Below are 23875 nucleotides of genomic sequence, written 5' to 3'. Positions count from 1 at the left end.
CCGTTCGGTGCAGCACGTCACCAGAAATACGGTCGCTATCTGATGTGCGGGCCGACCTATTCGACAGATACTCCGCACATCGACGGTAAGTTAAACGCTGTTATTTAACATAAGACGTATTATAGAAATATTGCCTCCGTTGAGGGAGAATTGTCGGAGTACGTAATTAATGAGACTTGTCTTCCCCATAATTCAACGACTTAAGATTTTCATGCATTTTGGTGGATTTCGCTGACTTGGACTTATCAAGCTTGTCTCAGACTGCAGCAATACGATCGTCGACTGCGACGCGCATTGGGAACTTCCGAGAGCGGACACAACTCGCAGACCGAAAGCTTCACAGCGTAAGGTTTTGTGCTGAACAATGTTGAGCGACTAAGTGCCCTGCCCTGATCACTTCCGGCCCTTACCGGACTTTAGTCGGTCGTTCAGCATTCTGCAGTGCGGCTCGACATTACGGACATTCGCTGCAAGTGCGCAATCAAAAGATGGGTGAATTTACAGTTTGCGGACGAAGCGGGCCTTCGTCAAATTTGCGCCAAGGTCTGCTTGTGGTGCTTCTAAACTACCGCAGGACTGCTTTCTGTCCCCGGCAAGCTGTTGGTTTTGGAGCTCCAAAAGACACCAAACAAATGAAAGAAAAGAAATCGATTTGATATTTTTGGACCATACTTTACAAAATCAGCCATGGCGAAATCAATTGATCAAACGTTAGGCATCGTAGTTTTGGTGAGCCCGCATTTCAACGTTTCGGCAACGACATCTTTCATCGATCCTTTTAGAACTGCGAATTACCTGTCAGGATTGGTGCGGTTTTCCTGGACCTATGTTTCGGAGGTTGGTGGTCACATCGAATCCAGCAGCGGCCTGGTGGTTGATACTGCCCCTTTGGCAACCGTGGTCAGGGGCAAGCCTTGGCTCGTTCTCGTAAGCACAAGCTGGACGCCTGAACGCCACGGGACACGCCAGTTCAAGGCGGCTCTTCAAAAATGGGATGCAGGCGGTGCAATAGTTGGTGGGTTGGATACGGGTGCAATTGTGCTCGCGCAGGCTGGATTGCTAAAGGGCAAAACTGCGACGGTCCATTATGAGCACATCGATGCCTTCGCCGAAATTGCACCGGACACGACGGTATCTGAGAACATGTTTGTAACAGATGGCAAGATCTTCACATGTTGTGGAGGATCAGCGGCAACCGACCTTGGCTTGAGATTTGTCCATTCCGTAGCTGGCGAAAGCATCGCGAACGCCTCAGCGCGGTATCTGTTTCACCATGATGTGCGTGGGGAAGGTCGGTCACAAAACCCCAAGGATGTGGAACCGCTTGGGTATGTCACATCTGGCGTTGTCCGGGATGCGATCGACCTTATGGAAGCGCATTTGGAGACCACGTTGTCAATTCCCGCTATATCTCAACAGCTAGGCGTTTCGCAGCGGCAACTGGGCCGATTGTTCCGACAGTATGTCCAAAAGTCACCCGTCGAATACTACCGAGATATCCGCCTTGATCGAGCGCGTGGCCTCGTCACGCAAACCGAGCTGAAATTCAGCGAGATTGCAGAGGCGTCGGGGTTCAACGGTCAAGTGCATTTCAGCCGCGCTTACCGCAACCGCTTCGGCCTGACGCCCACTGCTGATCGCATCGAAGGTCGTGTGCCGTTCGAGTTTCGCGCCTGGCCAATGTTCAAGCCTGACATTAGGTCCGAAGGTGTCTCGTAGCCTTCTGCATAGCTGTGAGCATCTCATCACGCTGCGCTGAGAGTTCATCGGTGCTTTGCCCGTGTGTATGCGCTGTCATTTCATCGACCAGTTTTCTGATCACATCATCGTCTAAGCGTGGATCACCCAGATCGTCCCACCAGCTGTTGAACGTGTCTTTGAAGTGGTCACAAAAAGCCTGCAAACCGCCTGCGCCCGCGCCCAAGTGAAAAAGAGTGGTTGGCCCCATTGCGGCCCAACGCAATCCCGGTCCGGCCCACATCGCTTTGTCTATGTCTTTGACGCTGGCAACACCTTCAACGGCCATATGAACGGCCTCTCGCCAAACTGCGGCCTGCAACCGGTTGGCTACATGCCCCGGCATGCCTTTCTTGATGCGGATCGTGACTTTCCCGATATCATTGTAGAACGCTTCTGTGCGGTCCAGAATGTCTGATCCGGTGGCCTTATTCGCTGTCAGTTCCACCAGCGGGATCAGATGCGGCGGGTTGAAGGGGTGGCCAAGAATAAGCGGCGCGGGATCGCGCCACCCTTCTTGGAGCGCTTCGAGCGTCAGACCCGATGTCGAGCTGGAGACAATTGCGTCAGCAGCCAGCGCGGGCTCAATCTCCGCATAGATTGCATGTTTGATGGGCAACCGCTCAGGCGCGTTTTCCTGAACGAATTGCGCCTCTGTGACGGCCTCGGCAGCGGTCGCCACAAAGGTGATGGCGTCAGGTGTCGCTCGCTCAGTTAGGCCTAGGTCTTCCAGCGCAGGCCATGCGTTTTCAACGTAGGATCGCACGGCGTTCTCAGCGTTTTCGTCAGGATCAAAGACAGTTACATTCCGGCCCGAGGCGAGGAACAATGCGGCCCAGCTTGCCCCGATCACACCGGCTCCAAGAATGGCGGTTCTTTCAATCTGAGACATCAGAACAACCCCGGATTGAGAGGAGAGGCCGCTGTCATGCCACCGTCAACAGTAAACAATTGGCCCGTTGCAAACGATGCATCGTCAGAGGCCAACCACAAAGCCATTGCTGCTATGTCAGCAGGTTTGCCAAAGCGTTTGACCGCGTGCCGTGCCAATGCGTCGGTCTTCGCTTTCTGAGGGTCTTGGGCAAGGTCAAACCCTGCATCTAGCATGCCGGTTTCAATCCAGCCCGGACAGATCGCATTGCAGCGAATTGCCGGTCCGTGATCCACCGCGATGGACCTGGTGAGCCCGTGCACAAAAGACTTTGACGCATTATAGAGTGCCATCGACGGGTCCGCGACATTGCCCGAGATCGACCCGATGTTGATAATGGAGCCACCCTCCTGCATTTGCGGAATGAGTGCCCGGCAGACATTGAAAACGCCCTTTGCATTCGCTCCCATAACCAAATCCCAATCGGCATCAGTGCTGTCCACAACAGTCTTTTCAACCTGGACGCCAGCGTTGTTTACGATGACGTCCAATACACCCAGCTTTTGCGCAGCTTCGCCAACGGCGGCGGCATCTGACACATCCAAAGATATCCAATCAGTACTCAAACCATCCGGCTTTGGTCCCCGACCACAGGTGATAACGTCCGCACCCTCGGCCATGAAGGCCTCTACGATAGCGCGCCCAATGCCCTGCCTGCCGCCTGTAACGAAAGCGAGTTTGCCAGCCAACCGCATCAGTGCGCGACCATCACATGGCGCACGGCGGTATAAGCGTCCAAGGCGTAGACCGACATATCACAACCAGTGCCAGAGCTCTTCATCGCGGCCCAAGGCATTTCAGGCGTGGCAACACCATGCGTGTTCACCCACGTAAAGCCATAGCGCAACTTCGAAGACATCCGCATCGCGCGACCGGTATTGTTGGTCCAGACGGATGAGGCCAAACCAAACGGGCCTGCATTTGCCACCTTGAGCGCCTCTTCTTCGTCGCCAAACCGCGAGATGGTCACGACAGGACCGAAGATCTCTTTGCAGAATACCTCGGCATCATGCGCCACATTGATCAGCACGGTGGGTTCATAAAAGAAACCTGGTCCGTCGATCATGTTGCCTCCCAATACAACGTCGCAGTTATCGCGCGCTCGGTCGACAAACCCCGCTACAGCGTTGCGTTGCGCGGCCGAGATGATCGGCCCCATTTCGGTGCCTTCGGCCTTTTGAGCCCCAACTTTGATCTGGCTGACCTGATCAACAACGGCGGCAACGACCTTGTCATAAACCTCATCAGCGACAAGCAAACGGCAGGGCTGTGCACAATCCTGACCGGCGTTGAAGAACGAACCATAGCGCACAGTTTCGGCAACCGCATCGATATCAGCATCGTCAAAAACAATGACCGGGGCTTTCCCGCCCAGTTCCAGATGCACATGGCGGATTTGACGAGAGGCTGCAGCCATCGCGGCAGAACCCGTCGCGTTGGAACCCGTGATCGAGATCGCCTCGGTCCGTGGATCGTTGATCATCTGCTCGCCAATCTCACGACCGGGGCCGTGCAGCACGTTTACCACCCCTTTGGGCGCAACACCTGCGATCAGCTCGGCGGCTTTCAGCGTGGAAAGCGGCGTCAGCTGCGAGGGCTTCAGCGTGACCGGGCAGCCAGCTGCCAATGGCGCTGCCAGTTTCCAGGCCGCCATCATCAGCGGATAGTTCCATGGCGCAATCGCGGCTACGGGGCCAACCGGATCTTTGCGGATCATGCTGGTATGACCGGCCACATATTCGCCCGCAGCAACGGCAGACATCGTGCGCGCCGCACCGGCAAAGAACTTGAATGTGTCCAGCGTCAACGGCATTTCGTCATCCAAAGCCGAGGGCCAGGGCTTACCGGCATCCAAGCTTTCCAGCTCTGCCAGTTCCTCGACATGCTCTTCCAAGACAGTTGCGATATTGGTCAAAAGCTCAGAACGTTCTGCAGGGCTGGTCTGGCCAAATGTCTCAAAGGCTTCGTGGGCCCCTGCGGCCGCAGCGCTTGCCTGTTCGGACGTCGCGGAATTGATCTTGCAAATCTCTTCGCCCGTGGCTGGGTTCACGACAAAGATCGGCGCTCCGCCCCCTTCAACCATTTCGCCATTGATTAACATCTTTGTCTGCATGTAATCCTCTCTAAAACCCAACCCGATCGCCGCCTTTTAGTGCGAGGCGTTCGCGTGCTTCTGCCGGTGTCGCAACTGAAAGGCCCAGATTTTCGATGATTGTGCGAATGCGGCTCACTTGCTCGGCATTCGATGTGGCAAGCTCTCCCTTGCCGATAAAGAGACTGTCTTCGAGCCCGACACGCAGGTTGCCACCGCGCATTGCGCTTTGTGTAGCGAAAGGCATTTGGTGCCGCCCTGCTGCCAGTACAGACCATTCATAGTTTTCAGCGCCAAAAAGTTTGTCCGCCGTATTGTGCATATGGGTCAGATGATCGGGGTCAGCGCCAACGCCTCCTAAAATGCCAAAGACCATCTGGATGAAGAACGGCGGTTTGATAAGCCCTTGATCCACGAACCATTTGACGTTGTAGAGATGGCCCAGATCATAGCATTCAAACTCAAACTTGGTGCCATGATCACCCCCCAGTTTCTCAATCGCATATCGAATGGTCTTGAACGTGTTGGGAAAAATGAAGTCTTCCGTCATCTCAAGGAATGGACGTTCCCAATCGTGCTGAAATTCCGTGTATTTCTGAAGCATCGGGAAGATGCCAAAGTTCATGCTGCCCATATTGAGCGAGGCCATTTCCGGGCTCGTCGAAGTCGCGGCCAACAGACGTTCGTCCATCGACATGCCCAATCCGCCGCCGGTTGAGACATTCACCACCGCGTCAGTGGATTGTTTGATCACAGGCAGAAATTGCTGAAACAATTCAGGTCTGGGATCTGGCTTGCCGGTCTCGGGATGTCGCGCGTGCAGATGGATGATAGACGCGCCAGCCTCTGCCGCTTCAATGCTTGCTGTTGCAATTTCGGCAGGTGTGATCGGCAGGTGGGGCGACATTGACGGCGTGTGAATGCCGCCCGTTGGCGCACAGGTGATGATGACTGACTTGGGCATTACAATTTCATCTGTTGCACTTGCGCAGACAGCCCCCCGTCCAAAACCCAAAGCTGACCAGAGGCATAGCGCGCCTCGTCGCTGGCCAGCCAATTGACCAGATTGGCAATGTCCGTTGGCGTTCCGTAGGTACGCATCGGGTGCACGTCTCGGACAGCTTTTTGAAGTGTTTCGATGTTGCCCCCCCCGCCGCCAGATCCGTCACCGTTGAAGAAACTCTGCAGCATCGGAGTATCAATATAGCCGGGGCAGATCGCATTGACGCGGATACCCTCAGGGCCATGGTCGCAGGCCATTGCCCGGGTTAGCGCATGCACCGCCCCCTTGGTTGCACAATAAGCGGCAAGGCCGGGGTCAGCGATGAACCCATCGTAAGACCCAAAGTTGATCAAGCTAGCGCTGTTGCCAGATTTCGCGGCTTCGCGCATCAATGGAATGGCGTATTTTGAGGTTAGAAAAGTACCCGTGGAATTCACCGCAAAGCTTTGGTTCCATTCCTCCAGCGTGGTGTCTTCGACCGTCTTTTCAATCTCGATCCCTGCCGCGTTCACCAAGACGTCAAGCTTGCCATGAGCGTTGCGGACCTGATCCATCGCGGCGATTGCGTCCGCCTCCTGTGTTACGTCGAGCTTTACAAAGTGGCTGCCGTCATCGTCATGCCTGTCCAGTGACCCTTCGAGCGTCAGGTCTGCGGCGAAAACTGTCGCACCTTCTTTGACGAAACGCGCCACAATCGCACGTCCGATTCCACCCCTTGCCCCTGTAACGAGGGCAATTTTTCCATTCAGCATCATTGGTATTGGTCCTTCAATGGGGGATAACGGTAACGCTTGGCTGCAATGGTCCAATCCATATCGTTACGCACATATTGCTTGCTCGCGTCGGATGGTGGGTTGTAGTCCCAAGGCACACTTGCGCCTGCTTCCATCGCGGCATGCAGCGCGCGGCGGGATTTTTGGGTTGCAATAATCTTTGTACGCAATGCCTTGCCATCCCACCGCGCGGCAACTTCATCAGCAAAGGCTTGAGCGGCCTCATTGTAACTGAGGTCGGAGGCCAGATTTCTTGTCTCCAACGGATCAACGCTCAGATCATACAGCTGTGGTGGATCGCTATCGCAGTGGATGTATTTCAATGAACCACGCCGGATCATGATGACGGGAAAGCCCGTCATTTCAGCGCAATACTCGCCGATTGCCTCATCAACGGGGTCGTCCTCGCCCCGCGCCAAGGGCATAAGGCTTCGGCCATCTATAGGTTCGCCGATCATGCTTTCACTACCGCCAGCGATCTCAATAAACGTCGGCAACATATCCACGAGCGACACAGCGTTTCGCGCTGTCCCAACCGCCACGCCAGGTCCCGCCATGACCAACGGCACGCGGGCCGAATGTTCAAAGAAATTCATCTTGTACCACAGCCCACGTTCGCCCAGCATGTCGCCGTGATCTGCCGTGACGATCACGATTGTGTTGTCCAGCTCCCCAATCTCTTCGAGCGTTTGAACCAGTTCGCCGATCTTGCTGTCAAAGTAGCTGACATTCGCCAGATATGCGCGGCGCGCGCGGCGCACCTCTTCCTCTGTCAGCGGCACATAGGACGCTTCGATCCCATCCATCAGGCGGCGCGAGAACGGGTCCTGATCATCCAAAGCAGGCGTAAAGGCCGGCATGTCGATGTCGTCGTCTGAATAGAGGTTCCACCATTCGGGACGGGTGACATATGGATCATGCGGATGAATGAAGCTGGCAACCATCGCAAAGGGCGCATCATGCCCTAGCGCTTTGTCACGTGCCGCATCGAAAAGCCACCGTTTGGCGGCAAAGCCAACCTCATCATCGTAATCAATCTGGAACGTCGCATGCGCCAGGCCGCTTTCCTTGACGGTCTGCATGTTATGATACCACTTATCGATCCGCTCATCGGGGGCTTCCCAGTCGGGCGTCCATGCAAAATCCGACGGGTAAATATCGGTGGTCACGCGGTCGTCGAACCCGTGCATCTGATCAGGGCCGACAAAGTGCATCTTACCTGACAGGCACGTGCGATAGCCCAGCGACTTTAGGTAATGCGCGAAGGTCGGAACAGACGCCTTGAATTCTGATGCATTGTCATAGGCCGCGATACGGGAGATGTGTTGGCCCGACATAAAGGCGAACCGCGACGGCGCGCAAAGCGGCGAATTGCAATAGGCCGCATCAAAGCGCATCCCACGCGCAGCGAGCGCATCAAGATGCGGGGTCTTGGCAACCTTATGTCCGTAAGCCCCCGTGAAATGTGGGGCCAACTGATCCGCCATGATCACAAGGATATTTGCCCGCGTCACGCTGCACCCTTGGCGTAGGCATCCAGAACCAGCCCATGAAAGTGATGCACCGCATGCTCAGATTTGCCCGACCCATCCGGGTCATTGACGATCCTGCCTTGGGTGAAAGCAGGTGTGCTCATACCGCGCTGCACAGATTCGACAAGACTGATGTCTTCAACCTGCAGCACCTCATCCAAATAGCGAATGGCATCCAGCTCCATCGCGTCGGGCTCAGGCGTTTCGAGGAAAAAGTCATAGGTCTCCAACGTCCGGTCCGGCCCGACAGGGATGATGTTGAGCACGATCATGCTGGACCGACCCGGATACCGCATCAGACAAGTTGTCGGATAAAGCCACCAAACCGCATGGGTTTTGACCGTAGCGTTCGACACGTCATATGCGGCATTGGGACTGTTTCCCGCATCGGCCATGTGACTGGAATAAAAGCCATAGGTTGTGACCTTGTAAGTATCCATGTCAACAAGATCACAGAAATCCTTATGCGCCGTCGGGCAGTGATAACACTCAAGAAAGTTATCAACGACGTTCTTCCAGTTTGATTTGATGTCATAGGTCAATCGGTGCCCGAAGGTCAGTTGATCCACGTCCGGTGCCCAGTGGCGCACTTCAGTTTCCAGATTGCCTGACTGCTGCGCCAAAGAGGGTGCCTTTGGGTCCAGATTGACGAATACAAATCCGCAAAACTCTTCGACTTGCACCGCGTCGAGGCAAATCTCATCGGTGCGAAAATCTTCAAGGTTCTCGGTGTGGGGCGCGCGGGCCAACTGCCCGTCCAACTTGTAAACCCAAGCATGGTAAGGGCACATGATCCGAGTTGTGTTTCCTTCGCCAGAAAGCAGTTCGTGGGCGCGGTGCTTGCAGACGTTGTAGAAAGCGCGCAACGTGCCCTCCTTGTCGCGCACAACGGCAATAGGCTTCCCTGCAATCTCGATTGTAACGTAGGACCCTGGCTCGCGGGTTTTTTCCACATGACAGACCCACTGCCAGGTCTTGGAGATGATGGCCTTGAGATCAGCGTCAAACCACTTTTCTTCCGTGTAGGCCTCCGCTCGCAGTGAACTGGAACGCGATGGATCGGGATCATAGCCAAGAGAAATCGTATCATAATCTGTCATGTGGTTCCTCCAAGGTTGGCATAGAGTATTCCATTTACGAATCTGAGATATGCATAATTGGTCAGAATTTTGATGTTTTTGGATTGAGCCGGACCGCCGAAATCATAGTCCAGACATTGGTTGCACATGCGGATCCAGATTTCACTGGTGACTACGGAGCGGTCATTTGTTCAAAACGCAGCATCGGTGAGTATGGGCTCAATACGGACATCGGACCGAACGCAGCATCCGGACGGCAGACGTTACTCACATGTACCGAAACGACCCATTGAGGGTTTTGATCTGAAGCCGCATAGCTGCGTCGCACCAACTGCAATGCGGACGTTCGTTTCATATCGGTCAGTGAAATGTCACTGCCAACGCAGCGTGCTTTTAGGTATCCGAATGGCCAACCTGATGTGCGTCGTAGCTTGCTTCCAGTTCTCCTCTCAAAAACTGTCCAAACTTCAGGGGATCGAATCTCGCAGTCCCTGTCCCAGGGAGCGGCGCGATTTCAGCGGAGACATGTGGGTCGAAGAAGAACGGTACGGAATAGCGCTGTTGTCCGGTCGCATTGATAACCCGGTGCGGGGTGGACAACAACTTTCCGTTAGAGAGTCTGTGCAGCATATCGCCTACATTGACCACGAAGGCATTGTCGATAGGCGGTGCATCCACCCAATGACCCTCAGGCGTCTGGACTTGCAAACCACCAACATTGTCCTGTGCAAGCAATGTAAGACATCCAAAGTCCTTGTGGGGTGCAGATCCGTAAAGATCACCCAAAGCCTGTGGCGGTTGTGGTGGATAGTGGAGTAGGCGCAGCCAAATCGTTGGCGTCTGGAATGCACTGAGGATCGAACGATCCGCGGCGCCAACAGCGTCAAGGGCAAGACCCATGAGTTTGTAACCCAGTTTTGTCATCGCGTCGGCATAAGCCTCGCAGGCCTCTCGGAAACCTTCCAGGGCGGGCCATTGATTTGGTCCGGACAGATAGACGGCAGGGTCGACCTCGGCATCCTCGCGCATCATCATGAACGATGCGGACTGATTGGGTTTAGTCACCTTGGCCAGGTCAGAGTTCACGTCCGTGGAGGTGTTGATCGCGATGTAGCCACGATGACATTTATTTAATGCAATTGCCTGTTTTTCGATCTCCGGCAGTGCATGAAATTCCGTCGAGGCGGCAAACACGGCAGCGCGCAAGTCAGGATCAACGCCGTGATTAACAACATAGCCAAATCCGGTTTTTCCATAGGCTTCGGCGAATTCCAAAGCGAGGTTGGACGTATCCTCTCCATTGATCAGCGGTGCAAGATCAAGCACCGGGATTTCAGTGAATTCAGTCATCTGAGGTCTCCAAAATTGTATTATTGGCTAGGTCACAAATGGAAGACCAGCTATCCGGCAAAACGTTTTCGGCGATGAGCGCTGTGGCGCTCTAAGACGACAAGATGGAGAAACTTGGGCATATGCTGCAAGCTATGACAGACTAATTCTTCGATCAATCCATAACCACCGCGACCGGCCCAGGGCCAATTTCTAAGATCTCGGGGACTTTCGCGTTACAACTTCACAAGACAAGTCACTTGAACTCAATTCCGCATATTCTCGTTCCGAATCTCCAAACCAGACGGCTACTGAGGCCGATGTTTGTGAAGCAATGGCCCTTCCGATAGTATCAGACAGCGTTCAAGCAGAAGTACCAGTTGGAAAACGACGGGAGGTTTAACCACGCTGGTAGATTGGAGATATATCTTCGTATGGCTCAATACCCTATCTTATGGTCGTTCCGTCGCTGCCCATACGCCATAAGGGCCCGTCTCGCATTGGCGAGTTCACGAGTCACAGTCGAGCTGCGCGAGATTCTTTTGCAGGACAAACCAGAGGCTTTCTTACAAACATCCCCGTCCGGAACAGTGCCCGCGCTTCGACTTCCAGACAAAGTAATAGATGAAAGCCTGGAAATCATGATTTGGGCGCTTCAACAAAATGATCCGCAGCGACTTTTGGATATGCCTCAAGAAGGTTGGGGCCTAATCGCGGCAAATGATGGTCCATTCAAGGATGCATTAGATCACACAAAATACGTCGTGCGGTATCCGGATTTAGACGTCCAAAAGGAGCGCAGGAAAGCGGCGAGCTACTTGCTCAACCTCGACGAGCGGTTAGTCGGGAGGGCCTGGCTTTTTGGAGATCGCCCCACTCTCGCCGATTTGGCGCTTCTACCATTTGTTCGCCAGTTTGCGCATATAGACCGGGCGTGGTTTGACGCACAGGAGTGGCCGAATTTAGTGGCGTGGCTGGATCAATTCCTGGACAGTGAAGTATTTTTGCTGGTGATGCGAAAATACGTAACTTGGTCAGAAGGCGATTCTCCGATTTGGTTCAACGGCTGAGCCCGACACGTCGCATCCAGCCCAATCCAGACTTTAGACCGGGGGTCGCTTTTCCGCGAGGGGGCAAAGCTGCCGTTGGTGCACAGCGCAGTATTTCCATGGTCAGCATGTTCGAAATGCGGGCTTGCAGGACATTCGATTTGAACGGGATACTTATCGAAAACGAATGCTCTAAACTCAAGGCCGGCCTATTATAAAGTTTGGCACTATCCCCGCCTTCTTGATCGCTGCTTCAACATCATGCCCTGCGAAGAATCCATATCCTGAAATGAGTGCCGAATCTATGCCAGCGCTGGATGCGCCCAGAATGTCGGTGTGCAGGCTGTCGCCAACCATCAGAACCCGGGACCTGTCGATGTGCCCGAGACGTTGGAAAGCAAGATCATAGATGTTGGCGAAAGGCTTCCCAAAGAACTGAGGAACAACACCTGTCCGGTCTGCCAGCCGGTGCGCGAAAAGACCGGGCTCTTTTGAAAACCCGTACTCGCGGGGCGCGACGATATCAGGGTTGCCGACCATTACCGGGCGAGGCCGTTCAAGCAAGGCAGTCTCTAGCATAGCTTGACGCGATTCAGTCCAAACCGCTGATCCTATCATTAGAAACCCGTCAACGGTTTCGTAGGGCTTCGGGTCATCCTCGAGGTAGGATAGTTTCAGCCCTTCCAAATCGCGAAGACCGGCGCTGGGGGTCGCCATCAAGCCCCAATGCAACCCACTTTGACCGTTTATTTCTGATAGCAACGTGGCCCGGCTGGTGATCACGTCTCGGGGCGCGAAATCATAACCAAGCCTAGAATATTTTTCCAACAGAGTTGTGTGAGGAAACCCAGCAGCATTTGAAACGACCAAAACACGTTTGCCGGCGGCTTTCAGCGACCTGACCCGATCCGGTGTATCCGGGATTGCCGTGTCACCTATATTAAGAACCCCGAAGGCGTCGAGGAGGAATACATCGAACTCATGAGCTATGTCACCAAGCGTTTCAACCTGACGATATGTCACTTCAGTAGGTCTAGCTTCCGGAAGGCGATGTCGTACACCTTCATAGGCATCGAAAGCCTCCTGCACAGAGAACCCGGTCAAATGATCGCCCCTCGAACTTTTGCCGAGACCCATTCGCTGATCAAAACCGCGACGAGAATTACAATCAGGATCAGGCTGACCTGTGGCCAAGCCAGAACGTTGAGCGAAGCTGACAGTTGCAATCCAATACCTCCGGCGCCAACCAGGCCCAGAACCGTGGACTCGCGGATATTTATGTCCCAACGAAAAACGGCAATGCCTGCAAAAGCGGGCAGGATCTGTGGAACAATCCCGTAAGCCATGACCTGCCAGCGCGACGCACCGGTCGCCGTGATCGCTTCGACCTGAGTGTGATCAATTTCCTCTATGGCTTCATACAGAAGCTTTGCGCAGAACCCGATTGAACGGATGGCAATTGCAATAACACCTGCAAAGACGCCTGGGCCAATAATTGCGATCAATAGAAGCGCCCAGATCAGCGAGTTGATAGAGCGGGTCGAGACAATGATCAACAAAGCTATGGGTCGAATGAACAATGTCGACGGTGTGGTGTTGCGCGCGGCCAAGAAGGCAACCGGCACGGCCATGCACAAGGCGATGATTGTACCCAGGGTGGCGATGTTCAGCGTATCCCAAATCGGGCGGCCCAGCTGTGTGATGTAGTCCCATTTGGGAGGAGTTGCGCGGGTCCAGATATCGTTGGCAATGCGGGGGGCATCCCAAACGAAAAACCAGGTCGTCGATTCCGAGATGAACTGCCAGCAATAAACAAAGACAGCCACACCCAAAAGCCAGCCAAACCAGCGAACAAGACTTTGACCCGTCGTCCGTCTGCGCCAGATCTGCGTATCATTTTGTTCAAGAACCGGCACTACTGAACCCTCGCGCGGATAATTCCCGAAAGGTATTCCAGTGCCATGACGATCCCGATGATCAGGATGAGAATGGCCGCCGCTGTGTCGTACTCATATCGATCGAACGCAGTGTTCAACGTCGCGCCAATCCCGCCGGCACCGACCAGACCAAGAATTGCACTTTCTCGGAAATTGATGTCGATCCTGTACATGGAAAGGCCCACAAGTCGCGGCATAACCTGTGGCTGAACGCCATAGTTGATCCATTGCGGCCAACGCGCACCAGAGGCCTTGATCGCCTCGGCCTGAACCTTGTCCATCGCTTCGATGTCTTCGGCCAAAAGTTTTGAGAGAAATCCGATAGTGGCGAAGGAAAGGGTCAGAAATCCGGCCAGCGGACCAAAACCGAAGATAGCCACCAGCAAAATGGCCACGATGATTTCTTGCAAGGCTCGACTGATGGCAACAATGCCCCGGCAAATCATGTAGACTGGTAAAGGGGCGATATTGCGTGCTGCGCCCAACCCTATTGGGATCGAGATCAAGATACCCACGACCGACGCAGCCACGGTCATAATGATACTCTCCAGAAGACCGCTCCAAATGTCTGACCACCGCGAAACGAAGTCCGGGCTGGTAAACGCAAGTACAAATGCCCACCCCCGATCCAACCCTTCATAGACACGGCCCCAATCAACATCGATGGTCATGAAAGCCGCGATCAGGTAGGCGAAAAAGCCCAGGATCAATACCCAGCGGAGCAAAGGGTGTTTTACAAAGGCCGGTTTACGCCAGCCTTTTCCCAGCATGTCGTCTAACTCTCGATGGCTCATTCTGCAGCCTCGACATCTTCATCTTCGTCCACTTTTTCGATGGTCGCTTCCCAGTCTTCCTCCCCATAAATCTCGGTCAGCTTTTCGGGGGTAAGGCCTGTTGGAAGACCATCATAGACGATTTCGCCAAAGCGGAGGCCCACGACGCGAGGAACGAACATCTGGGCAAGTGCCACGTCATGGATATTGATGATCGCCGCCAATCCGCGCTCCTGACACAGCTCGGTTATAAGTCGCATGATCTGACGGCTGGTTTTCGGGTCGAGCGATGCTGTTGGCTCGTCGACCAGCAGCAATTTTGGGTTTTGAATTAAGGCGCGGCAGATGCCAACCCTTTGGCGTTGCCCCCCTGACAACTCGTCGGCGCGTTTGTCAGCCATGTGTAACAACCCCACCCGATCAAGCAGGCGGAAAGCCTCGTCAACGTCCGACTGCGGATATCGCCGTAGGAAACTGCGCCAGAATCCCACATATCCCAGCCTGCCGGACAAAACATTTTCCATCACCGTGAGGCGTTCGACCAGGGCATATTCCTGAAAGATCATACCCATTTCGCGGCGCGCTTTCCGCAAAGCGCCCGAGCCGAGTTTTGTCAGGTCCACATCATCCAGAAGGACGCCGCCGCTTGTGGGTTCGACCAAGCGGTTAATACAGCGGATCATGGTCGACTTGCCTGCACCCGAGGGTCCGATCAACGCAAGCACCTGTCCTTTGGGCACCTCAAGATCGATGGCCTTTAGCGCCTGATCTCCGGTCTTGTATGTTTTCGTCAGCTTTTGAAGACGCAGCATAAAATGCCCCAGATTAGGTTGAATAACGGGCCCTTTCGGGCCCGCAGTATTGGCCAAGGGTCACTGGCAGGCGTAGGAGACGCCATTTGCTGCGTCAATTTTACGAATGACATCCCAGAATTCCTGATAGGTCATTTCAAGAAACTGGCCTTCGTTCGACTTCGAGAATTCAGCTTCAAGTGTCGTGCCCTCCCAGTCAAAATTGAAGAAAGCATTGCGGATTTTCTCCTGCAGCTCGGGCTTCAGGTTGTAAACGGTGCCAAATCCTGTGGTCGGGAAAGTCTGCGATTTATAGATCGTAACAACGTCGTCTTCGTTGATGACATCACGCAAGATCATCCGTGATTTTACCGAATTGGCAATCGAAGCCGCTAGGTAATCCTTGTTGGCCACGCCCAAGATCGAGTTGTCATGCTTGCCCGAATAGACAGGTTCGAAATCGCGTTCCGGCAGAAGATCAAAGTCGCTCTTCAAAATTGCTGATGGCGCTTTGAAGCCCGAGTTGGATGTGGGGGACGTAAAGGCCAGTTGCTTGCCTTTGATGTCCTCAACCTTTTCGATGCCCGAACCAGGAAAGGTAATAATCTCCATCTCATAGCCAAAATTACCGTCTTTCGAAGCCATGATCGTGAATGGCCGGAACCCGGCGCAGTTTACAGCCAGTGGGTTGGAACCGGTGTTGAAGCCCGCAATATGCAGACGCCCCGAACGCATCGCTTCGATCTGAGCTGCGTTGTTCTGAACCGGAAAAAAGACGACGTCCTTGCCGGTTTCCGCCTTCAAATGCTCAAGAAAGTCTGACCATGCGGTTTTGTAAACGGCGGGGTCTTCGACTGGTGTATATGCAAAAATCAAGGTGTCTGGATCAATTTGCTCGGAGGCATCTGTTGGAATATCCGCGATCAAATCCCCATCGGCGTCACAAAAGCGCTCGTCTAGGTCACCGCGTGGACAATCCTGCGCCGAGGCTGTCCCCGATAGCGACAATAGCGCAATTGCGGAAGCCCCAACCAATAATTTGATGTCAATCTTCATGTTTTCCTCCCAGTTATGTGCGGCATTTATCAGCCGCTGTTAGTCATTCCTTTTCGTTCTTAACCGGCGACGAGAATATCGACCTCGGCACCATCTATTACATTGAGCAGTTCCCCGGTTGGTTTTGTGTCGGTGACTATGGAATCCAACTCGGCAAGATCGCCTACCTGAGCCAGACCCTTGCGGCCAAATTTCCCGGAATCGATAAGAAGGTGGCGTTTTGCAGCACGCGTCAGCATCATCCTCTTGATCGCCGCAAAGCCCCTTACCGTCTCTGACGGGCCTTCTACTGAGAAACCCGAAGAACCGATCATGCACCTGTCAACGTTGAAACGAGACAGGAATTCCAGTGTCTCGGTTCCGATCGTTGCAGATTCAGCTGCCAGGTATTCTCCGGGGCACAGCAAGACCTGGGCAGTACCATGGCCAAGGGTCATCGCTACGGGTATTGAATTCGTGATCACTGTGCAATGGATATCGAGAAATGCCAGCGCGCGTGCCATCTCGACAGTCGTCGAGCCGGAATCGACCATGACCGTTTCGCCGTCCTGAACAAGCCCCGCCGCGCTGATACCTATCCGCTCGCGCTCTTCGATCTGTGCGCCGGTCCGTTCTTCCAGACTTGGGTAATGCCCTTGCACTGGGGCTGATGCCCCACCGTGCGCACGCGCGATCAGGCCTTCATTGGACAGGGCTTCGAAATCCCGGCGCACGGTCTCATTCGAAACGTTGAAACGCTGTGCCAACTCGTTGATGCGAACGTGCGGGCGCAGTTTCAATTCCAGCAGGATTTGCTGGCGTCTGTCGGATTTTTTTACCCGACCCGGACTCTTTTCAGATTTCTTGCCGCGCGTTTTGGTTTTGGACATTCAACGACTCGAATATTTTCAGAATTTAATTTTGTGGGGTTTCGGGCATTTTGCAATATTTTTTGTTGCATAATCCTCATTCCGTTGTGAAAATTCACATGACATCAAAGATTTCAAGGGACAGAGCAATATACGCAGGCTGATCAATTTCAAAAAGAAAGGCTGGGCGCATCGTTGGTTTTCTCTTGGTGAAGTTGGTGGTTGTAAAAGTATCCGGACGCATTTTCCAAAGGTTTTGACAGATAATTAGGAAGCCTAAACACTCTAAGAAAAATTTCGTAAGGCTGCATGAGGAAGGGCAAAATAGATCCGGGAAACCCGGACGAATTAAACCCTAAGGGAGGAAAAATAATGAAGAAATTGACATCCACTGCCGTGGGATCACTGATTGCCTTGACCGCGTCATTGTCCGCAGCGCATGCCGATAAGCTGACTTTCTATTGCTCAGCTCAAGAGGATTGGTGTCAACTGATGGCACGTAGCTTCGAAGATGCAACTGGCATCGACGTTAACATGACCCGAAAGTCCTCGGGCGAGACATTTGCGCAAATCCGTGCCGAAAGCTCGAACCCGAAAGGTGACGTTTGGTGGGGTGGTACGGGCGACCCGCATCTGCAGGCCGCTGAAGAAGGCCTGACGATGGAGTACATGTCCCCAATGCGCGACCAGCTTCATGATTGGGCGATATCTCAGGCTGAAAGTGCTGGCAACAAGACGATCGGCATCTATTCAGGCGCGCTTGGGTATGGCTACAATGCCGACCTTGTCGCTGCAAACAACCTGCCCGAACCTGCCTGCTGGAAGGATCTTTTGAAGCCCGAATACAAAGGACACGTTCAGATGGCGAACCCGAACTCGTCGGGTACGGCCTATACGACGCTGGCCTCAATGGTGCAGATCTTCGGCGAGGATGAAGGCTTTGAGTTCATGAAGGGCCTGCACTCGAATATCAACCAGTACACCAAGTCCGGCTCGGCGCCGATCAAGGCCGCCGGTCGTGGCGAGAACACGATTGGTATCGTCTTCATGCATGACGCCGTAAAGCAGGCCGTTTCGGGGTTCCCGATCAAAGTCGTCGCGCCATGCGAAGGCACCGGTTACGAAATTGGCTCAATGTCGATTATAGACGGGGCTCGTAACGAAGAAGAAGCGAAGAAGTTCTATGACTGGGCCCTGTCGCCCGAAGCTCAAAACCTTGCTCTTCAGGTTAACGCGTTTCAGGTGCCATCGAACAAGGGCGCGGAAACTTCGGATAGCGCGCCTGACATGAGTCAGATCAAGCTGATCGACTATGACTTCAAAAAATATGGCTCCTCAGACGAACGGAAGCGTCTGTTGCAGAAATGGGATGAAGAGGTTTCGGTTCTGCCGCAGTAAATGGCTGACACTACATCAAAAACGACCCATCCGGTCCTGATCTTCTGGATCATCGCCGGGTGGGTCGGATTCTGCCTGCTGCCCTGGTACATGGTCGACGGCGGCCTGTGGTCGTTCGGGTGGCTCGTGGACGGCTACCCGTTCGATGAGGATTATGCCCCCGCTGCGTTTTTGATTGGACAAGGTGAGAAGCTGTGGCTTGCTCCGCTCCTTATCGCCCTCGCCCTGCCGCTTTTGGTGTTGAAGCGTACCAAATCTGATCCGCTTTACGCCCGTATGCTGATACTGTCCGGCGCGTTGGGGTTCAGCTGGCTGATCGCTCAGGGGTTCAGCATCGGTATCAGAGGCTTCAACTTCGATTGGTTGGATGCGTTGTTTGGTGAGCTTGGCGACCGTCAGTTCGGAATGGGCTATGGCGCGATGATCTGCGCATCAAGCTTTCTGTTCCTGCTCACTCAAGGTATCGCGGCGAGGGGTGCTATTAATGGTGATGTCTTCGTCGTAAGCGCTATTGGCGGTGTGATTACCATCGTTACCGCTTTTGTCTTTTTCCCCATCGCCAAGATGCTTTTTGCTGCTTTCATCACCGAAGACGGCGCTTATTCCATTGCGGTTTTCTTCTCGAAGTTCTTCGACGACCGGTTGTGGGGATTGGGGTGTTTACAAGGTGCGCGATGCGGTGCTGCGTGGAATTCACTGTTCCTAGCCATCCTTGTAGGCGTCATCACCACGGGTCTGGGTCTGTGCTTCGCGTTGGTCGTGACGCGCTCAGGCTTTCGCTATAAGCGGGCGCTGCGAGCATTGACTGTTCTTCCAATAATCACCCCGCCATTCGTGATCGGCTTGGCGCTTATCCTACTTTTTGGCTTGTCCGGTTCTGTAACCCGGTTCTTTGCCGAGCTATTTGGCACACAACCGACACGCTGGCTTTACGGAATGCCAGGCATTCTGATCGCGCAGACACTCGCGTTCACTCCCATTGCATTTCTCGTACTAATAGGCGTGGTGGAAGGTGTTTCACCTTCGATGGAGGAAGCGGCCCAGACCCTCCGGGCCAGCAGATGGCAGACGTTCAAGACGGTTTCCTTGCCCCTGATGCGGCCCGGTCTTGCAAATGCATTTCTTCTGGGCTTCATCGAAAGCATGGCCGACTTTGGGAACCCGCTTGTATTGGGTGGAAATTTCGACGTGCTGTCGACTGAGATTTTCTTCGCAATTGTCGGCGCTCAATACGATCAAGGCCGTGCTGCGGTTCTGGCAATGGTGCTGCTGTTCTTTACCCTTTCCGCCTTTTACGCGCAGCGTGTCTGGCTGGGAAAGAAGAGCTACACTACCGTCACCGGCAAGGGTGATGCGGGGGTGCATCCTCTAATGCCAACCGGCCTTTCGGTGCCTGTACTGCTCATCGCCCTGGGCTGGGCACTATTCACAATTATTGTCTATGCAATGATCATCTACGGCAGTGTGGTTGAGCTGTGGGGAGTCGATAATTCGCTGACGATCAAGCACTACATCACTGCATTCTCAGTCCGCTTCGAAGAAGAGGGTATACGCTGGACCGGAGCCGCTTGGGACAGTTTCTGGACCACAATAACCATCGCGGCCATAGCAGCGCCATTGACTGCCGCTGTTGGGCTAGTAACTGCCTATCTGCTGACCAGGCAAAGCTTTGCAGGCAAGAACGCCTTTGAGTTTGGAACAATGTTGTCCTTCGCCATCCCCGGCACGGTAATTGGCGTTAGCTACATCCTTGCCTTCAACGTTCCGCCAATCGAAATCACCGGCACAGGTGTCATCCTCGTTGTCAGCTTCATCTTCCGCAATATGCCAGTTGGTGTTCGCGCTGGCATTGCGAGCATGTCACAGCTTGACCGCAGCCTTGATGAATCCTCGCTGACCCTTGGCGCAAACTCGTGGCAGACGTTCCGGAATGTCATCCTGCCGCTGTTGCGCCCTGCGATACTTGCTGCACTTGTCTACAGTTTTGTTCGTGCCATGACGGCAATCTCAGCCGTCATCTTTCTGGTCAGCGCAGAGTATGACATGGCAACCAGCTATATCATCGGTCGGGTCGAGAATAACGACTATGGCCTTGCTATCGCCTATTCGACGACGCTGATCTTCGTGATGCTCGCGACGGTCGGCTTATTGCAACTTCTCGTTGGCCGGGTTCAGATTGGTCGACGCACCCAGCACGGAACGGAGACATCGCCATGACCGACACCAAAATCGGTTCCAAGGCCGCCCCGGTACGGTTTGAGAACGTGTCGAAAGTGTTCGGCAAGGATGTGGTCGCCGTCGATAACATCAACCTTCACGTAGACGCAGGAAAACTCGTTACGCTGCTTGGCCCGTCAGGCTGCGGAAAAACAACGACACTGCGCATGATTGCAGGGTTGGAGATGGCAAGTTCGGGCAAGATCCTGATCGGTGATCGGGACGTGACCAAACTGCCAGCCACCGACCGTGATGTATCTATGGTGTTTCAGTCATACGCGTTGTTCCCTCATATGAGCGTATTGGAGAATGTGAAGTATGGCCTCACATTCTCGGGCTTTGCGAAGGACGAGGCCCGCAGTCGCGCCTTGTATGGTTTGGAGCTGGTTGGCCTTCAGGGGTTCGACAACCGCCTTCCCTCAGAGTTATCGGGCGGCCAGCAGCAGCGTGTCGCCGTGGCGCGCGCACTGGTTCTTGAGCCGCAAGTGCTGTTGTTCGACGAGCCGCTATCCAACCTCGACGCCAAGCTTCGCCGTCAAGTTCGTGAAGATATTCGGGCAATTCAGCAAGACCTTGGCTTAACAGTTGTTTACGTTACCCATGATCAGGAAGAGGCACTGGCAGTCTCGGATGAGATAGTTGTTATGCGTAACGCAGCGATCGCTCAAATAGGCACTCCGCGCCAGCTTTACGATGCGCCGAATGACCGGTTTGTCGCCGATTTCATAGGTGAGGCAAACCTTCTGAGCTGCCAAATCGTAAGTATTGATGGCGATATGGCAACCATCGAAGTCGAAGGCTACCGCCACACGCTGCCACGCCGCGGTCTGTCCGAAGGACCGGCAACCATCGCCGTGCGACCCTCACGTTTGGTGATCGGTTCAGATCAAGGTATTCCAGCCTCAGTGGCCAAGGCGACCTATGTTGGCGTTCGGATGGAATACACATTGAAAGGTGCATTCGGCCAGGTTTTTGCCGTTCAAGATGATGTCGATGCACCGCTAGAACCCGGCACTGAAATCATGATGGGTTTTGCTGACAAAGGGCCCGTGCTTTTGCCTGACTAAATGCCGAATCTTACGATCATCACACACCCCGAGGTCTCTATCGATCCGGTCATTCCGATAACAGAGTGGTGCTTGAGTGCGACGGGCCGCAAACGCGCTGCTGAATTTGCATCCAATGAAGTCTTATCGAAAGTCACGCAAATTTGGACCAGTGGCGAGCGAAAGGCCCGCGAAACAGGCGAGATTCTTGCCGCATCCCGAACGCTACCTGTAAATTACCACTTGGGTCTTGGTGAGAACGACCGCAGCGGCACCGGTTATTTGCCTCGGGACGAATTTGAGGCAGCAGCTAATGCTTTCTTTGCTCAACCGGAAACGCGCTATCGCGGTTGGGAAACAGCTGTCGAGGCGCAGATTCGTATTTATCGGACAGTCACCGAGATTGTCCGGATGCATGGCGCCGGAGATATTGCAATCGTGACACACGGCGCGGTCGGCACATTGCTGTGGTGCGCACTCTCGGATTGTTCGATAGACCGCAAGTACGATCAGCCCTCACAAGGCCATTTCTGGCAGGCAGATCTATTGACACTCAAACCCTATTCGGGCTGGGTTTCGTTGGCATAGACCCTAGTCGTTCCAAGCGTTCTCTGCGATTTCAACCAAGGTCTCGAACACATCTGGTGTACCCACGATTACGCGCCCACCTTCGCGGATCATCACATCGGCGTTCTGATCCTCAACAATGCCACCCGCTTCCGAGACCAGCAATTGCCCAGCCAGACAATCCCAGGCATTCATGTGTTCTTCCATGTATCCCAAGAGTCGCCCAGCAGCGACATAGGCCAATGATAGCGCTCCGCTGGCGTTTCTGTGAAACATAGCCCCGTACTCGATTAGGTTCTCGACAATAGGTAAAATATGCCGGGTCTCAATCCGGTTCGAATATCCCACGGCGACTGTTCCGTCCCGCAGCGCCACCCCTGACGCGACGCGCATTGGTGATCCGTTAAGCGTCGCACCTTCTCCGCGAATCGCTACAAAGGTCTCATCCACATTTGGATCACGTATCACACCGATCTCAGTATGCCCTTCCGTGACGCCAGCCAGAACAATAGTCCATGCAGGTATGCCGTTGACGAAATTCGTTGTCCCATCAATTGGGTCAATCACCCAGTCAAAACCGCTCTTACCAACAGTAGCGCCGTGCTCTTCACCGAAAATTCCATCATTGGGCAACACCTCTGCAATCCTCTGACGAATAAAGGTTTCAACATTCTTATCCGCCTCGCTAACCCAGTCCTGAGCGCCTTTTTGATCAACGACAAGATTACCCCGATCCGCGAAATACTCTTCGGCAATTGCCCCAGCCTCCTCACAAACTTCGATGGCAAAATCTCTGCGTTTTGAAAGTCGAGACATGAGAGGTCCTTTTCCGATTAAAGAGCTGCCACGCAACATTGCAAGCTAATCGAATGCCTAGCAATCAAAGAGTCATTTCGTTTGTTTTCGAGAGCCAATTCCATGCTGCAAACCTAAAAGGTTTAGTGTTGATGATCTCTTCTGCAAACAACCAGCAAGTCAGTTATTCGCTAGTTTTAGTGCGCATTTGGGTTAAGTGCCGACTTACGATGGTGCAGCATAGATTCCGAAATGTTCACCATTTGAATGTCGGCTTTCTTTAAAGCACCCTCATTGGTTCGCACTCGCTGCGAAAGTCCGTTTTCCGCCCTGTGTTTTCAAAACCACTTTGCCGGGAACCGCAGTAATAGCCGATCAAGTTCATTGTTCTGCTCCGGCTCGAGCTCGGATCTTAGTTCTTGCATCAAAGGTGCCCTGCCCCAACGCTTCTCGTATACGCCTTTGATAGAAAACAGGTTTGTTCGGCGTTTTAGAATGGTTGCGATCAAACCGTGAGTTTTTCGGCGTACGGCGATCGAAGAAGCGCGGTAAGGCCGTTCCATTGAGGTGATGCTGCGAGGGTTTGGTTGTGCCGGGTAGGCGACACTAGAAAAGAGGTCTATAGGCGCGCGGCCGAGCCGGATTGATCTCATCAGAACATTGGCGAACGCCATGGTGAAGTCTCGGAATTCGCTTTTGTTCTCGGCACTTGATCGCTCCTACAAGCTCTTTTCAAGTGCCAATTCCAAGTAAATAACCTCATTTCAGGCTATCTGCACATTATGGTTGTCGCGCAATGTCGTTGCAGCGAGAGTGATCAGGATGGGAATAGAAGATTGCGCCTGCACCGTATCAGTCATCGTAAACTCTCTTGTCTCATGTGCCAGTGAGGAGCTATCCTGCTACTTCAAGTCGACTTGAG

At 53.7% G+C, this 23875-nt stretch carries 21 protein-coding genes; 6 read left to right on the top strand and 15 right to left on the bottom strand.

Annotated features, from left to right (window positions below; translation table 11 throughout):
- Positions 1-870 precede the first annotated feature (870 nt).
- The gene (locus ACR0AL_RS20680) at positions 871-1719 is read left to right on the top strand and encodes a GlxA family transcriptional regulator (protein ID WP_480664499.1); all 849 of its coding nucleotides are present in this window, start codon (positions 871-873) and stop codon (positions 1717-1719) included.
- Here the strand turns inward: ACR0AL_RS20680 and ACR0AL_RS20675 are convergent.
- From ACR0AL_RS20675 to ACR0AL_RS20640, 8 genes are all read right to left on the bottom strand, one after another.
- Entirely contained in the window at positions 1697-2629 is a 933-nt protein-coding gene (locus tag ACR0AL_RS20675; protein ID WP_480664497.1) for a 3-hydroxyacyl-CoA dehydrogenase NAD-binding domain-containing protein, read from the bottom strand. The two genes, ACR0AL_RS20680 and ACR0AL_RS20675, sit on opposite strands and share 23 nt — an antisense overlap.
- Positions 2629-3363, bottom strand: coding sequence for an SDR family NAD(P)-dependent oxidoreductase (locus ACR0AL_RS20670; protein ID WP_480664495.1), 735 nt, complete (start codon positions 3361-3363; stop codon positions 2629-2631). The genes ACR0AL_RS20675 and ACR0AL_RS20670 overlap by 1 nt, the downstream gene beginning before the upstream one ends.
- Positions 3363-4781: an aminobutyraldehyde dehydrogenase gene (locus ACR0AL_RS20665; RefSeq protein ID WP_480664493.1), complete on the bottom strand. Its 1419-nt coding sequence runs from the start codon at positions 4779-4781 to the stop codon at positions 3363-3365. Before ACR0AL_RS20665 ends, ACR0AL_RS20670 begins: the two co-directional genes overlap by 1 nt.
- A 10-nt stretch (positions 4782-4791) precedes the next feature.
- A complete protein-coding gene (gene kce / locus ACR0AL_RS20660) occupies positions 4792-5724 on the bottom strand; it encodes a 3,5-dioxohexanoate:acetyl-CoA acetone transferase (RefSeq protein WP_170393431.1) in 933 nt (310 codons plus the stop codon).
- A complete protein-coding gene (locus ACR0AL_RS20655; protein WP_480664509.1) occupies positions 5724-6515 on the bottom strand; it encodes an SDR family NAD(P)-dependent oxidoreductase in 792 nt (263 codons plus the stop codon). The genes kce and ACR0AL_RS20655 overlap by 1 nt, the downstream gene beginning before the upstream one ends.
- Complete coding sequence (betC, locus tag ACR0AL_RS20650) at positions 6515-8050, bottom strand: choline-sulfatase (RefSeq protein ID WP_480664491.1); 1536 nt, start codon at positions 8048-8050, stop codon at positions 6515-6517. Before betC ends, ACR0AL_RS20655 begins: the two co-directional genes overlap by 1 nt.
- Positions 8047-9168, bottom strand: a complete 1122-nt coding sequence (locus ACR0AL_RS20645; protein WP_480664489.1) for an aromatic ring-hydroxylating oxygenase subunit alpha — start codon at positions 9166-9168, stop codon at positions 8047-8049. Before ACR0AL_RS20645 ends, betC begins: the two co-directional genes overlap by 4 nt.
- A gap of 372 nt (positions 9169-9540) precedes the next feature.
- The gene (locus ACR0AL_RS20640; RefSeq protein WP_170352075.1) at positions 9541-10497 is read right to left on the bottom strand and encodes an isopenicillin N synthase family dioxygenase; all 957 of its coding nucleotides are present in this window, start codon (positions 10495-10497) and stop codon (positions 9541-9543) included.
- Between the two features lie 413 nt (positions 10498-10910).
- Here ACR0AL_RS20640 and ACR0AL_RS20635 point away from each other — a divergent pair, with 413 nt between their 5' ends.
- The gene (locus ACR0AL_RS20635; protein ID WP_480664487.1) at positions 10911-11546 is read left to right on the top strand and encodes a glutathione S-transferase; all 636 of its coding nucleotides are present in this window, start codon (positions 10911-10913) and stop codon (positions 11544-11546) included.
- A 177-nt stretch (positions 11547-11723) separates the two neighbouring features.
- On the opposite strand, the gene ACR0AL_RS20630 is transcribed toward ACR0AL_RS20635, so the two are convergent.
- From ACR0AL_RS20630 to ACR0AL_RS20605, 6 genes are read right to left on the bottom strand one after another with little or no spacing between them, the layout of a single operon-like run.
- On the bottom strand, positions 11724-12662 hold the full coding sequence (locus ACR0AL_RS20630) for an HAD-IIA family hydrolase (protein ID WP_480664485.1): 939 nt from the start codon (positions 12660-12662) through the stop codon (positions 11724-11726).
- Positions 12626-13441: a phosphonate ABC transporter, permease protein PhnE gene (phnE, locus tag ACR0AL_RS20625; RefSeq protein ID WP_170352078.1), complete on the bottom strand. Its 816-nt coding sequence runs from the start codon at positions 13439-13441 to the stop codon at positions 12626-12628. Before phnE (ACR0AL_RS20625) ends, ACR0AL_RS20630 begins: the two co-directional genes overlap by 37 nt.
- Complete coding sequence (gene phnE / locus ACR0AL_RS20620; protein WP_170352079.1) at positions 13441-14256, bottom strand: phosphonate ABC transporter, permease protein PhnE; 816 nt, start codon at positions 14254-14256, stop codon at positions 13441-13443. The genes phnE (ACR0AL_RS20625) and phnE (ACR0AL_RS20620) overlap by 1 nt, the downstream gene beginning before the upstream one ends.
- Positions 14253-15047 carry a phosphonate ABC transporter ATP-binding protein gene (gene phnC, locus ACR0AL_RS20615; RefSeq protein WP_170352080.1) on the bottom strand — a complete coding sequence of 265 codons (795 nt, stop codon included), beginning with the start codon at positions 15045-15047 and terminating at the stop codon, positions 14253-14255. The genes phnE (ACR0AL_RS20620) and phnC overlap by 4 nt, the downstream gene beginning before the upstream one ends.
- Positions 15048-15107: 60 nt before the next feature.
- Complete coding sequence (phnD, locus tag ACR0AL_RS20610) at positions 15108-16082, bottom strand: phosphate/phosphite/phosphonate ABC transporter substrate-binding protein (RefSeq protein WP_170352081.1); 975 nt, start codon at positions 16080-16082, stop codon at positions 15108-15110.
- Between the two features lie 59 nt (positions 16083-16141).
- Positions 16142-16951, bottom strand: a complete 810-nt coding sequence (locus ACR0AL_RS20605) for a DeoR/GlpR family DNA-binding transcription regulator (protein ID WP_170415012.1) — start codon at positions 16949-16951, stop codon at positions 16142-16144.
- A gap of 351 nt (positions 16952-17302) precedes the next feature.
- Here ACR0AL_RS20605 and ACR0AL_RS20600 point away from each other — a divergent pair, with 351 nt between their 5' ends.
- From ACR0AL_RS20600 to ACR0AL_RS20585, 4 genes are read left to right on the top strand one after another with little or no spacing between them, the layout of a single operon-like run.
- Entirely contained in the window at positions 17303-18328 is a 1026-nt protein-coding gene (locus tag ACR0AL_RS20600) for an ABC transporter substrate-binding protein (RefSeq protein WP_170352083.1), read from the top strand.
- Positions 18329-20545: an ABC transporter permease gene (locus ACR0AL_RS20595; protein WP_480648290.1), complete on the top strand. Its 2217-nt coding sequence runs from the start codon at positions 18329-18331 to the stop codon at positions 20543-20545.
- Positions 20542-21612 carry an ABC transporter ATP-binding protein gene (locus ACR0AL_RS20590; RefSeq protein ID WP_170362835.1) on the top strand — a complete coding sequence of 357 codons (1071 nt, stop codon included), beginning with the start codon at positions 20542-20544 and terminating at the stop codon, positions 21610-21612. The genes ACR0AL_RS20595 and ACR0AL_RS20590 overlap by 4 nt, the downstream gene beginning before the upstream one ends.
- Positions 21613-22179: a histidine phosphatase family protein gene (locus ACR0AL_RS20585; protein ID WP_480664483.1), complete on the top strand. Its 567-nt coding sequence runs from the start codon at positions 21613-21615 to the stop codon at positions 22177-22179. It begins immediately after the preceding gene.
- Positions 22180-22182: 3 nt separating this feature from the next.
- Here ACR0AL_RS20585 and ACR0AL_RS20580 read toward each other — a convergent pair whose 3' ends face one another.
- Positions 22183-22974 carry an inositol monophosphatase family protein gene (locus tag ACR0AL_RS20580; RefSeq protein ID WP_170352087.1) on the bottom strand — a complete coding sequence of 264 codons (792 nt, stop codon included), beginning with the start codon at positions 22972-22974 and terminating at the stop codon, positions 22183-22185.
- Between the last annotated feature and the right edge of the window lie 901 nt (positions 22975-23875).

The sequence above is a fragment of the Ruegeria sp. BB1 genome (assembly GCF_056539465.1).
Note: the sequence above shows the minus strand (reverse complement) of the source record. Positions and strands in the feature narration are given on the sequence as shown.

Excerpts from the sequence above, each read along its gene's own strand:
- ACR0AL_RS20595 (WP_480648290.1), top strand. The coding sequence starts at position 18,329 with ATGGCTGACACTACATCAAAAACGACCCATCCGGTCCTGATCTTCTGG.
- ACR0AL_RS20585 (WP_480664483.1), top strand. The coding sequence starts at position 21,613 with ATGCCGAATCTTACGATCATCACACACCCCGAGGTCTCTATCGATCCG.
- phnC (WP_170352080.1), bottom strand. The coding sequence starts at position 15,047 with ATGCTGCGTCTTCAAAAGCTGACGAAAACATACAAGACCGGAGATCAG.
- ACR0AL_RS20670 (WP_480664495.1), bottom strand. The coding sequence starts at position 3,363 with ATGCGGTTGGCTGGCAAACTCGCTTTCGTTACAGGCGGCAGGCAGGGC.
- ACR0AL_RS20645 (WP_480664489.1), bottom strand. The coding sequence starts at position 9,168 with ATGACAGATTATGATACGATTTCTCTTGGCTATGATCCCGATCCATCG.
- ACR0AL_RS20665 (WP_480664493.1), bottom strand. The coding sequence starts at position 4,781 with ATGCAGACAAAGATGTTAATCAATGGCGAAATGGTTGAAGGGGGCGGA.
- ACR0AL_RS20675 (WP_480664497.1), bottom strand. The coding sequence starts at position 2,629 with ATGTCTCAGATTGAAAGAACCGCCATTCTTGGAGCCGGTGTGATCGGG.
- phnE (WP_170352079.1), bottom strand. The coding sequence starts at position 14,256 with ATGAGCCATCGAGAGTTAGACGACATGCTGGGAAAAGGCTGGCGTAAA.
- ACR0AL_RS20635 (WP_480664487.1), top strand. The coding sequence starts at position 10,911 with ATGGCTCAATACCCTATCTTATGGTCGTTCCGTCGCTGCCCATACGCC.
- ACR0AL_RS20630 (WP_480664485.1), bottom strand. The coding sequence starts at position 12,662 with ATGGGTCTCGGCAAAAGTTCGAGGGGCGATCATTTGACCGGGTTCTCT.
- ACR0AL_RS20600 (WP_170352083.1), top strand. The coding sequence starts at position 17,303 with ATGAAGAAATTGACATCCACTGCCGTGGGATCACTGATTGCCTTGACC.
- ACR0AL_RS20640 (WP_170352075.1), bottom strand. The coding sequence starts at position 10,497 with ATGACTGAATTCACTGAAATCCCGGTGCTTGATCTTGCACCGCTGATC.
- ACR0AL_RS20605 (WP_170415012.1), bottom strand. The coding sequence starts at position 16,951 with ATGTCCAAAACCAAAACGCGCGGCAAGAAATCTGAAAAGAGTCCGGGT.
- ACR0AL_RS20590 (WP_170362835.1), top strand. The coding sequence starts at position 20,542 with ATGACCGACACCAAAATCGGTTCCAAGGCCGCCCCGGTACGGTTTGAG.
- phnD (WP_170352081.1), bottom strand. The coding sequence starts at position 16,082 with ATGAAGATTGACATCAAATTATTGGTTGGGGCTTCCGCAATTGCGCTA.
- ACR0AL_RS20655 (WP_480664509.1), bottom strand. The coding sequence starts at position 6,515 with ATGCTGAATGGAAAAATTGCCCTCGTTACAGGGGCAAGGGGTGGAATC.
- ACR0AL_RS20580 (WP_170352087.1), bottom strand. The coding sequence starts at position 22,974 with ATGTCTCGACTTTCAAAACGCAGAGATTTTGCCATCGAAGTTTGTGAG.
- kce (WP_170393431.1), bottom strand. The coding sequence starts at position 5,724 with ATGCCCAAGTCAGTCATCATCACCTGTGCGCCAACGGGCGGCATTCAC.